At 64.0% G+C, this 8,747-nt stretch carries 5 protein-coding genes; 1 reads left to right on the top strand and 4 read right to left on the bottom strand.

Annotation, left to right across the window (positions count from 1 at the left end; all coding sequences use genetic code 11):
- Positions 1 to 68: 68 nt before the first annotated feature.
- The 4 genes from AU381_RS11455 to AU381_RS11440 form a co-directional block, all read right to left on the bottom strand.
- Positions 69 to 1,631, bottom strand: coding sequence for an adenylate/guanylate cyclase domain-containing protein (locus tag AU381_RS11455; protein ID WP_064241813.1), 1,563 nt, complete (start codon positions 1,629 to 1,631; stop codon positions 69 to 71).
- A 14-nt stretch (positions 1,632 to 1,645) separates the two neighbouring features.
- The gene (locus AU381_RS11450) at positions 1,646 to 2,017 is read right to left on the bottom strand and encodes a response regulator (RefSeq protein ID WP_064241812.1); all 372 of its coding nucleotides are present in this window, start codon (positions 2,015 to 2,017) and stop codon (positions 1,646 to 1,648) included.
- Between the two features lie 148 nt (positions 2,018 to 2,165).
- Positions 2,166 to 4,925 (bottom strand): response regulator, encoded by a 2,760-nt coding sequence (locus AU381_RS11445; RefSeq protein ID WP_064241811.1) that lies wholly within the window; start codon positions 4,923 to 4,925, stop codon positions 2,166 to 2,168.
- Complete coding sequence (locus AU381_RS11440) at positions 4,922 to 5,680, bottom strand: Tll0287-like domain-containing protein (RefSeq protein ID WP_064241810.1); 759 nt, start codon at positions 5,678 to 5,680, stop codon at positions 4,922 to 4,924. The genes AU381_RS11445 and AU381_RS11440 overlap by 4 nt, the downstream gene beginning before the upstream one ends.
- A gap of 521 nt (positions 5,681 to 6,201) precedes the next feature.
- Between AU381_RS11440 and AU381_RS11435 the strand changes: the two genes are divergently transcribed.
- Positions 6,202 to 8,460: a heavy metal translocating P-type ATPase gene (locus AU381_RS11435; protein ID WP_064241809.1), complete on the top strand. Its 2,259-nt coding sequence runs from the start codon at positions 6,202 to 6,204 to the stop codon at positions 8,458 to 8,460.
- The last annotated feature ends 287 nt before the right edge of the window (positions 8,461 to 8,747 follow it).

Genomic DNA, 8,747 nt, shown 5'->3' with positions numbered 1-8,747 from the left:
CAACCAACGACACCGACAAAGGCGCCCGCAGGGCGCCTTTCGCGTTTCAAGGCCGTGCCGGCTCCAGTTTAGCGCACGAGGTAGGTCTCGATCCGGCCGATGCCCTTCAGATCGAGGGCGCAGCGCGGTTCGAGCGCCCACTGGCCGTGCAGGGCGCGTCTGGTCGCCTCCGAGATCTGCACGCTGTCGGGAACACCCTGGGATTCGAGCCGGCTTGCGATGTTCACCGTTTCTCCCCACACGTCGTAGACGAAGCGAAGCCGGCCGATCAGGCCGGCGACGACCGGCCCCGAATGAATGCCGATGCGGACCCGAAAGCGGTCGCCGTCGGGGACGGTGTCCTGCAACGATTCCAGCATCGATTTCCCGAGAGCCACGATCCTGTCGGCGTGATCCGCCGAAGCTTCCGGAATGCCGCAGGCGGCCATATAGGCATCGCCGATGGTCTTGATCTTCTCCACGCGATGCTGCTCGGTCAGCAAATCGAACTTGCTGAACATCCGGTCCAGCCGCCTGACCAAATCTGACGGCGGCAGCCTTGCCGCGATGGACGAGAAGCCGACGATATCGGCGAACAGGATGGAAACCTCTTCGAAGCGGTCGGCGATGATCTCCTCGCCGCCTTGCAACCGGGCAACGATTTGGTCGGGCAGGATCGCGTGAATAAGGCTGTCGGCGCGCCGCTTCTCCGTTTCGATCTGCTGAAGATAGCGATGCTCGCGGTCGAGCCAGCGCTTCTTCTCGAGGGTGGAGTTGATGCGCGCCCGAAGCAGGACGGGATTGAACGGTTTCGTCAGATAGTCATCCGCCCCCGCCTCGATGCAGCGGGCCACCGCGGCAACTTCGCTCAAGCCCGATATCATGATCACCGGGACGTGCCGCCATCGGTCCTCCGCCTTCAGCCGCGAGAGGACTTCGATGCCGTTCATGTCCGGCATCAGTATGTCGAGCAGAATGAGGTCGAACTCGTCCTCTGCCAGTCTGGCGAGTCCCGAGCGGCCGGAATCGGCGGTGACGACGCGATGGCCCTCGCGCCGAAGCCGGCGGGAGAGAAGGTCGCGATTGCTGGCGACGTCATCGACGACGAGAATCCTGCCGCCCTGATCCGGCCAGGCGCCACGCTCGGTCGCGAACAGCAGCCGCTCAAGTTCGGCCGCGTCGAGCCCGGCCTGGTCCCTTGGCTGCAGCGCTTCGATGGCTCCCCCGCGCGAAAGGCCCGCAATGGCATCAACGTGCTTCAACAGCTCAGCCGCCGCCGCCAGTATCACGCCAAGATCCTCCTTCAACGTGTGCGGGTGCAGTTCTCCGGTCTCTTCGAGGATCATTTCGGAATAGCCGATGATGGCGTTGAGCGGCGTGCGCAGGTCATGGCGCAGCCGTGCTTCCGCTTCGGCTTCCTCTCCCGCCGGGCACTTCGCCTTGTCGTCGATCAGGCGATCGATGAGACCGTTCAATTGTCTTGCCGCGTCGCCGATCCGCTCCAGGTCGGTGAACATATGGGCCAAGCCGAGATCCCGCGCCTGTTCGAGCAACAGTTCCTGGAAGCCCAGGATCGCCTGTGCCGGGCCAGCCATCCGCTGCGCCACGTGGGTGGCGAGGGCCTGACGCTGGAATTCATTCCCGACACTCATTGTTCAACCGCCATTCAATGGGATGTGGTGAGCAACTGCTCGATCTTGCGGACAAGCTGCGGCAGGTCGACCGGCTTGCTGTCATAGTCGTCGCAGCCGGCGTCGAGCGCCATGTCCCGGTCGCTCGCCATGGCGTGGGCCGTCAGCGCGATGACCGGAATCGTAGAGGTGAGCGGATTGGCCTTGATCTGCCTGGTCGCTTCCCAGCCGTCCATGACCGGCAGGCTCATATCCATCAGGATCAGATCGGGCTTTTCCGAAGCGGCAAGCTCGACGCCGGCCTTGCCGTTTTCCGCAATCAGCACGTCGAAGCCGCGGCGAGACAGCCGCCGCGAAAGCATGTCGCGGTTCATTTCATTGTCTTCCACCAGAAGGATTCTCGTCATTTCCGATTTCCTCCGGCCTGCTGCAGGTTTGCACGGACGCCTACAGCGCCGTCCGTCTTTTCAGACGCACGAAGACGCTGTAGCCCTTTGAAGCGCTGCATGTTTTTATCCTTGAATCGGCTACGATTAAGGAAACCTGCAGTAGGCTTCAGTCGCCGCCGATGGCCTGACCGGCCGTTTCACGCGACGCGATCTGGCGCTCGAGGGCTTTGACCAGTTGCGACCTGCTGTTTGCCCCCTTGTTGACGACAGCGACCGCCCGATCGCGCAGCCACCCCAACTCATTCGCCGAGAGATCCTTCGACGTGACCACGACCACCGGAATGTCCTGCAGCTCAGGGATTCTCTGCATCTCGCTGAGCGTCTGGAATCCATCCATTTCCGGCATCAGCAGGTCGAGCAGGACCAGGCGGGGCAGAAGCCGTTTCATCATTTCGAGACCGCGCACGCCGTCGCCCGCCTCGTGGACCCTCCAATCTCTCTTCACCAGAATGCGCCTCAGGAACTCGCGGGAAGCCTGGTCGTCGTCGACGACCAGCACGTCGCGGTTTCCGCCTCCGCAGGCCTCAATCGTCCGGATCAGCTTGTCGGTGTCGATGGGCTTGGTCAGATATTCGACCGCACCGAGTGACAGGCCGAGGTCGCGATCGGCCAGGATTGTCGCGAGGATCACGGGGATGGTGCAGAGTTCAGGATCGCTCTTCAACGTGCGCAGCACCGACCAGCCATCCTGGCGGGGCATGATGATATCGAGAATGATGGCATCGGGCCGATGCTCCCGTGCAACCGTTATGCCTTCCGCTCCGCTTGCCGCCTGTATCGAGGCAAGGCCGGCTTCCGCGAGCGCTTTTGCGATCAGGTTGCGGGCCGCCGGGTCGTCGTCGATGATGAGGGCGGTGCGGCCCGGCTGGATGATCCGCGACGGCTCGGCTGCCTGAGCCTCTTCGGCCTCCCGCCTGCAGCGTGCCGGCACTTCCATCGTGAAGACCGAGCCCTTTCCGACTTCGCTTTCGACATTGACGACGCCGCCGATCATGCGACTGAAACTGCGGGTGATGCTCAACCCCAGGCCGGTACCGCCGTAGTTGCGGGTGGTGGAAGCATCGGCCTGCGTGAAGGCGCTGAAAAGCCGGTCCTGCTGTTCCGCCGTCATGCCGATGCCGGTATCGGAGACCTTGAAGACGAGCCAATCGCCGTCCGCTCGCCCTTCGCGCCGAGCCGAAAGCGTGACCCGGCCGCCATTGGTGAATTTCGCCGCATTGCTCAGCAGGTTGAAGAGATTCTGGCGCAGCTTGGTCTGGTCCGAGTGCATCTCCCCGAGGTCGCCGTCGAGTTCCTGGATGAATTCGTTGCGGTTCTTCGCCATCAACGGTGCGACAGTCGCACTCACGTCGGCGAGCAATTCGGCGACGCCGAAGGTTTCGAGGAAGACCTCCATCTTGTTCGCCTCGATCTTCGACAGGTCGAGGATGTCGTTGATGAGCGACAGCAGATGCCGGCCGGCCGAGGCAATTTTCTCAAGGTCGGCAACCAGCTCGTCTCCGTCGTGATCGCGCGCCTCCTCCATCAGCATCTCGCTGTAGCCGATGATCGCGTTGAGCGGCGTGCGCAATTCGTGGCTCATCGAGGCGAGGAAGCGGCTCTTTGCTTCGCTTGCCGCCTCGGCATTGCTCTTGGCACGCTCGAGCTCGACCTGTCGCTGCTTGAGTTCGGTGATGTCGGTATAGACGGCCACCGTTCCACCGTCGGGGACCTTGCGCTTGGTGATGCGCACCCACTTGTCGCCGAACCGTTTCTCGTCGACGAGCCCGGCCGGATCTCGGTGGAGGCGCAGGCGTTCCTCGACCCACTCTTCCGGCCCCTTGCCCTCAAGGTCCACTTTCCCTTTTGCGAGATTCTGCTCGAGGATCTCGCGGAAGCTCTTGCCGCGAAGCTCGTTTGGTTTGTGGCTCGGGAAAATCTCGCAATACTTGCTGTTGGCCACGAGGATTCTGTCATCCGGGTCATAGAGGACGAAGCCGTCGGAGATCGCCTCGAGTGCCGCGGCGATCGTCCGCCTTTGCCGCTCCGCCTCGTCTTCGAGCTTCTTCTTTTCGATCGCGTTCTGCTGGAAAAGAGAAAGCGCTTTCGCCATCGCACCGAATTCGTCGCCGCCCTCCTCGGGGATCGCCACATCGTAGCGGCCCTCGGTCAGGTCGCCGATCACGCGATTGAGGCGCCGCAGCGGGCCGACGATGGAGCGCAGCACGAGGAGCGTCAGAAGCGAGCCGATCAGCACCACGCCGCCCACCAGGACGGCGGCGGTTCTGGCCGTCTTCTGCGTCTGCGCCACGACCTCGTTGCGGGCGGCCTCGGCATCGGCCTTTACCTGCTCGACGAGCCTGTTGAGATTCGTATCGACATGGCCGCTGTGAGTGCGTGCCTTTGCCAGCAAGGTGTTGCCGAGGATGCGGTTGTCCTGGGTATAGCTTTCCGTTGCCTGCAGCGCCGTCTCGACATAGGCGTCGATTTCCGTGCGAATTTCCCGGACGGCGTCCGGGGAGTGCTTGGCAAGGCGCTCCAGTTGGGCATGCAGGCGTTCGCGGGCCTGCTCGGCATTGCGCTGCGAGTTCATCAGCAGACTGACGGAGAGATCGGTCAGCCAGTATCTCAGATCGCCGAAGGCGACATGCGCCGCCGCCGCCGATGCGGCGCGATCGAACAATTCCTGGGTGTCGGCCATGCGCTCGGCGCTGCGATGGAGCGCCTGGGTGAGAAAGACCGATGAGAGGACAAGGCTGATCAGGCCGGCCGCGGTCAGCGTTGCGACGCGGACGGAGATCGGCAGGTTGGCGAGCCGGCTGGCAAGCTTCCTGGCCGGCGCCGGCACGGTCGAGACTGGCCGCAATTTCTCTCCCAGCGCGCTCATTGGAACAAGACGATGCTGATCGCACCGCCCAGGTCGCCCGCCTTGCCGCCCTCTTTCGGATAGCCGGTGACGTCGATTTCACCCTTCGGCGCGCCGTGACAGGTGAGACAGGACTCGGTGTAGTATTCCGGCAGCAGCATACGAAAGGCAGGGCGGCCGTTCATCGTCGTCATTTCCGTGTAACTGTCTCCCTTCGGTCTCTGCGGATCCGGGAAGACCTCCTCGATGACCTTCGCCTCCCAGGCGTCCGGAAGCGACTTGCGGTTACGCACCAGGACCTCCGGCGCAGTCACGCGCACCAGTGCGTCGTTTCCCACCTTGGCGGCGAATTTTTCGTTCATCAGGCGAGCGAAGACGGCCGGCACAAAACCCTTGAAGCCTATGCCGGGTCGGTTGATGTCGTGCTGATGTTCGTCGATCACCTCGCGCATGGCCTCGACCTGTGCCTGGAGCAGTTTGCGGTCGCGCTCCGCCAGATCATCGGAGATCAATTGACTGCCGGTGCGCTTGCCGTAAAGGGCAATCGCTTCCGCCGTGAAACGCTCGCCATCGAGATGCTTGTCTGCGACGGCCGGATCATTGATGAGCGACTGATAATTCGAAAGCACGCTCCGGGCGGCCCTGAGCAATTCGGCGAGCCGCGTCCCGGTCGCTACATCGGCGGCCTCTTCGGCCGCCACCGGAGACGAGAGAAGCATGCAGCCGGATAAAACAGCGAGAATGCAGTTTCGTGCGAAGACCGTAAGAGCTTCCATGTTGCTTTCCCTCCGCAAGGAAGCACAAGTCGGAAAGATATCACAGGAAGCACATGGGAAGGAGTCACCTCATGGGACATGACGGCCCCGCCTGATCTTCCGAAAAGCATTGTCGCGCCCCGGCACGGAATGCCCTGACCGTTCCCGGCCAGGGCGATTTTGATTCCGGGGTATGGAAATAAAGCCATGGCACGGCAATGCGGCCGCAAACGTTACGAGTCGATCAGACCATTGAGCGTTATAGGTTGTGTCAGGGCAGCAATGAAAATACATGGTTGTGTCGAGTTTGCAACTAGAAATTAGGGGTATTTGAGGGAGTCGCGCGGCCACGAAGCAAGGGCACGAACCGGTTGCAAATGTCGGCCGACTTTCAAGCCGCTGCTTGAAGAGCCGAAACTGTAGCCGGCGCTGCGGAATGGCGCTTACAGGCCTGCAACGTCGCGCCCCCCCGACACTTTTTCCGCTTGTAGCTCTAGGCGCTAGAGGTTGTAGCCTGCTCCTGAAGCTAAAGGAGGCGATGCATGACAGGTCCGATTCGGGAAACGAGATATCGCGTCGACGGCATGGATTGCGCGTCCTGCGCCGCAAAGATCGACACCGCCGTTAGGCGGGTCGTCGGTGTCGAGGATGTCAGCGTGTCGGTGACTGCGGCGACGATGACGGTGCGCCATGCCGACCACGCAGATGTCGGCCCGGCGATCAATCGGAAGGTCGTCGGGCTTGGTTACGGGCTCTCGCCCCTGGCTGGCGAAGCGAGGTCGGGTTCATCGCTGCCGGGCGCACATGCTTGCTGCGGCCATCCCCATGGCGCCGAGGGTCATGATCACGGCCATGGGCACTCCCCTGATGTCCCGCCCGAACCTTCCCTCGACCTTACGAAATTTAGCGCCGCCGCGGACCATGTGCGCCACACGGAGCCGTGGTGGCGAACAGGAAGGGGCAGGCTGACACTGGCCTGCGGCGGCGCACTGGTCTGCGCCTATGGTGTCGGAAAACTCTTTCCTGCGACCGAGCCCTGGATATTCACCCTTGCCATGCTTGTCGGCCTGCTGCCGATCGCGAGACGTGCGGTCATGGCCGCACTCGCCGGCACGCCTTTTTCCATCGAGATGCTGATGACGATCGCGGCGGTCGGCGCGGTCTTTATCGGCGCGGGCGAGGAGGCGGCTATGGTCGTGTTTCTCTTCCTGATCGGCGAACTCCTGGAGGGGATCGCCGCCGGCAAGGCACGGGCGAGCATCGAGGCGCTGACCGCGCTTGTGCCGAAAACGGCGCACATGGAGGCACAGGGCCGGTTGATCGAGGTGCCGGCGGAGAGCCTGCCGGCCGGCGCCATCATTCTCGTCCGGCCCGGCGACCGGCTCGCCGCCGACGGGGTGATCCTCACCGGCGAGAGCGGCATCGACGAAGCGCCGGTCACCGGCGAGAGCGCGCCCGTTTTGAAGGGGCCGGGCGACAGCGTCTTCGCCGGCACGGTCAACGGAGACGGAGCCTTGCGGCTGCGCGTCACCGCCGCTGCCGCCGACAACACCATCGCCCGCGTCATCAGGCTCGTCGAGGAGGCGCAGGAGACAAAGGCGCCGACGGAACGGTTCATCGACCGGTTCTCCCGCACCTATACGCCGGCCGTGGCTCTCGTCGCCGCGCTGGTTGCGATGGTGCCGCCGCTCTTCCTCGGTGGGCTCTGGCAGGAGTGGATCTACAAGGGGCTGGCCCTTCTGCTGATCGGCTGCCCCTGCGCCCTGGTCATCTCCACACCGGCGGCCATCGCCGCCAGCCTTTCGGCCGGCGCGCGCCGTGGCCTGCTCATCAAGGGCGGCTCGGTGCTCGAAGGTCTCGGCGAGGTCACGGCCGTCGCCTTCGACAAGACCGGCACGCTCACCGAAGGTAAGCCGAGGGTGACGGATATTCTCGGATTCGACCGAAGCGGAGCGGATGTTCTCAGCCATGCGGCCGCCCTCGAACAAGGATCGAGCCACCCGCTGGCCCAGGCGATCCTGTGCCGCGCCGAAGCCGATGGAGTCGCATTGCCGGCTGTCGCGGACGTCAAGGCGCTCGGCGGCAAAGGCGTCGGCGGCAGGGTGGCGGGCGCAGACCTCTTTCTTGGCTCGCCGCAGGCGGCTGACCACCGCGTGCCGTTGACGGCCGAGCAGAAGGCGCAGGTCGCCGCCCTGCACGATCAAGGGAAGACCGTTTCGGTGCTGGTCGCCGATGGCCGTGCGGCCGGCGCTCTCGCCATGCGCGATGAACCGCGTGCCGATGCCGCGGCGGGCCTGAAGGCGCTGGCCGGTATCGGCCTTCGTGTGATCATGCTCACCGGCGACAACCGGGGCACCGCGCATGCCATTGCCGGCCGGCTCGGGATCGAGGCGCGCGCCGAACTCCTGCCGGAAGACAAGCAGCGTATCGTTGGCGAACTGAAAGCCGAGGGATACGTCGTCGCCAAGGTCGGCGACGGCATCAACGACGCGCCGGCACTGGCGGCGGCCGATGTCGGCATTGCCGTCGGCGGAGGCACCGACGTGGCTCTCGAGACGGCCGACGCCGCCAGCCTGCATGGGCGCGTCACGGATATTGCCGCGATGGTGAGGCTGTCGCGGCGAACGATGCGTAATATCTACCAGAACATAGCCATGGCGCTTGGCCTCAAGGGCGTCTTTCTTGCGACGACCATTGCCGGCGTGACCGGCCTCTGGCCGGCGATCCTGGCCGACACCGGCGCCACGGTCCTGGTAACGATCAACGCGCTGCGCTTGCTGCAGTGGCCAGCGAAAGGCTGAGGCGGTCGGGTAGCGCAATCAGGTTGGTCCGGTTCTGATACCGCCCCGGAGACCCCTCCCCAACCCCTCCCCACAAGGGGGAGGGGCTTCCGATGCCGCGCCGTTTCGACTCCTGTGTCTGCCCCTGCGCCTGATAGCAACGTCTTGAAATGGCGGGCGTTCAAGGCGCGTCAGAGCCCCTCCCCCTTGTGGGGAGGGGTTGGGGAGGGGTCTTGCAGCTTGCCGCGCTCACCGCCCGCATAGCCCCGATCCGCCTGTGTATATTCATGCTGGACTCTCACCGGCGA

Source organism: Sinorhizobium glycinis (assembly GCF_001651865.1).
GTDB classification, from domain to species: Bacteria; Pseudomonadota; Alphaproteobacteria; order Rhizobiales; family Rhizobiaceae; genus Sinorhizobium; species Sinorhizobium glycinis.
This window is presented reverse-complemented; position numbering and strand designations above follow the sequence as displayed.